Source organism: Cellulomonas iranensis NBRC 101100 = JCM 18110 (genome assembly GCF_001552375.1).
Taxonomy (GTDB): domain Bacteria; phylum Actinomycetota; class Actinomycetes; order Actinomycetales; family Cellulomonadaceae; genus Cellulomonas; species Cellulomonas iranensis.
On the sequence record NZ_BCRB01000174.1, the window covers coordinates 1 to 2,401 of the forward strand.

The 2,401-nt window shown below is 79.3% G+C and carries 4 protein-coding genes; all 4 read right to left on the bottom strand.

What is annotated here, in order from left to right; genetic code table 11:
- Window positions 1-192 (bottom strand): hypothetical protein (locus CS2_RS18125; RefSeq protein ID WP_217997414.1); only part of this gene is annotated, 192 nt, incomplete at its 3' end.
- Window positions 189-626: a flagellar export protein FliJ gene (locus CS2_RS18130; protein ID WP_046530115.1), complete on the bottom strand. Its 438-nt coding sequence runs from the start codon at window positions 624-626 to the stop codon at window positions 189-191. The genes CS2_RS18125 and CS2_RS18130, both read right to left, overlap by 4 nt.
- Window positions 623-1,957, bottom strand: a complete 1,335-nt coding sequence (locus CS2_RS18135) for a FliI/YscN family ATPase (protein ID WP_070321008.1) — start codon at window positions 1,955-1,957, stop codon at window positions 623-625. The genes CS2_RS18130 and CS2_RS18135 overlap by 4 nt, the downstream gene beginning before the upstream one ends.
- Window positions 1,954-2,401: FliH/SctL family protein (locus CS2_RS18140; protein WP_070321009.1), on the bottom strand; the 448-nt coding region annotated here is incomplete at its 5' end. The genes CS2_RS18140 and CS2_RS18135, both read right to left, overlap by 4 nt.

Consider the following 2,401-nt stretch of genomic DNA (forward strand, 5'->3'; position numbering starts at 1 on the left):
GGGGCCGGACGAGCGGTCCGGGCCGGGCGCGCGCCCGGCGCGCACGTCCCGGCGCGCCTCGCGACCCTCGTCCCGGCCGACCTGCGCCGCGAGCGCGTCGGCGAACGCGTCCGCACCACCCGCCGGGCGCGGGCCGGCACCGGGCGCCGGGCGCGGGGACGTGGCGGGGGCCGCCACGGCGGTGGGGGTCATGCGTCCTCCCCGGGTGTCGTCGGGGCCGCGCTGCGCGCGGCCACCTCGTCGAGCGCGACCTGCTCGGCGTGCTCCTCGGTCACGCGGACCTCCTCCTCGTGGCGCTCGCGCAGCCGGTCGACGGCCCGCGTCCGCACGCGCGCGGCCGTCCACTCCGCCTGCCGGCGTCCGACGTGCTGCTCGGCGTCCTCGACGGCGCTCAGGTCCTCGGTCAGCAGCGACGACAGCGCGACGCGCGCCGCGACGGCCGCCTGCCACGCCGCGATGTCGGCCTCGCCGGGCGGGCGCGTCGAGCCGAGCATCTCGGCCGTGCGCGTCGCGCGGTCGCGCGCGATCCGCTCCTCGCGGCGCGCGGACGCGAGCTCGGCCGCGGCGGTGTCCTCGGCCATGGCGCGCACGCGCAGCAGGCCCGCGAGCGGGAAGTTGCGGCTCATGCCTCCCCCATCTGCTGCACCAGCGCGCGCAGCCACGTCCACGACGCGTCCGCCGGTGCGGCCTCGTCCATCCCCTGCCGCAGGAACGCGTCGATCGCGGCCGCGTGCGTGACGGCCGTGTCGACGAGCGGGTTGGAGCCGGCCACGTACGCGCCGACGTCGATGAGGTCCTGCGCCTGCCGGCGCGCGGCCATCACGGCCCGCAGACGGGCGGCGTCGGCGCGCTGCTGCGGCGTCGACACGCGCGACGCGACGCGCGACACCGACCCGAGCGCGTCGACCGACGGGAAGTGCCCCGCGACCGCGAGGCGCCGGTCCAGCACGACGTGCCCGTCGAGGATCGAGCGCGCGGCGTCGGCGATCGGCTCGTTGTGGTCGTCGCCGTCCACGAGCACGGTGTACAGCCCCGTCACCGAGCCGGTCGGGCCCGTGCCGGCGCGCTCGAGCAGGCGCGCGAGCAGCGCGAACGTGCTCGGCGGGTACCCGCGCGTCGCGGGCGGCTCGCCCACCGACAGCCCGATCTCGCGCTGCGCCATCGCGACGCGCGTCAACGAGTCCATCATGAGCACCGCGTGGCGGCCCTCGTCGCGCAGCCGCTCGGCGATGCGCGTCGCGACGAACGCCGAGCGCAGGCGCACGAGCGGCGGCTGGTCGGACGTCGCGACCACGACGACCGACCGCGCGAGGCCCTCGGGCCCCAGGTCGTCCTCGAGGAACTCGCGCACCTCGCGGCCGCGCTCGCCGACGAGCGCGATCACCGACACCTCGGCGTCGGTGCCGCGCGCGACCATCGACAGCAGGCTCGACTTGCCGACGCCCGACCCGGCGAACAGGCCGAGGCGCTGCCCGCGCCCCGCCGTCACGAGCGTGTCGAGCACGCGCACGCCCAGCGGCAGGGGGGTGTCGACACGTGCGCGGTCCAGCGGGTGCGGCGCGGGCGCGTCGAGCTCGACCATCGCCTCGACGTCGAGCGGGCCGCGCCCGTCGATGGGCCGTCCCAGGCCGTCGAGCACGCGCCCCAGCAGGCCGGAACCCACGGGGACCCGCAGGCCCGTGCCGTGCGCGCGGACCGGCAGCCCGGCCCGCAGGCCGTGCGTCGGGCCGAGCGGCATGCAGCGCGTCGCGCCGCCGGCGGTCGCGACGACCTCGGCCGTCACGGCCTCGTCGCCCTCGCCGACGGTCACGAGCTCGCCGACCGCGGCCGACGTGCCCGCGGTCTCGATCGAGAGCCCGACCACGCCGCGCACGCGGCCGACCGCGACCGGGCGTGCGGCGTGCAGCGCGCGCGACCAGCCGTCGGCGAGGTCGCGCTCGGGCGCGAGGGTCGTCACGGGGCCTCCAGGGCGTCGCGCACGCGCTGCACGGCGGTCCCGATCCGGGCGTCGACGTGACCGTCGGCGTGCTCGAGCACCGCGTCGCCGGGGGCGAGCGCGGGGTCCGCCACGAACGTGACCGCGAGCCCGTCGGTGCCCGGCAGGGCCGCGAGGTCGCGCGGGTGCAGGTGCACGACCGCGTCGTCCGGGACGTCGGGCTCGGCGAGCACGCGGGCCAGCGCGGCGCGCGCGGCGCTGGACGCGTCCCCCAGCTCGACGCCCAGCAGCGCGACCGCGAGCTCGAGCGCCGCCGTCCGCACCGTCGCGAGCGCGTCGGCGACGACCGGTGCGGTGCGCGCCTGCAGCGCGCGGCTCGCCGCGTCGAGCGCCGCGAGCGCCGACGCGTGCTCGGCCGCGCGGACCTGCGCGTCGTGCGCGGCCTGCTGCGCGGTGCGGGCCGCC

What these genes read in the sequence shown, in the direction of transcription:
- CS2_RS18130 (WP_046530115.1), bottom strand. Translation starts at nt 626, where the DNA reads ATGAGCCGCAACTTCCCGCTCGCGGGCCTGCTGCGCGTGCGCGCCATG.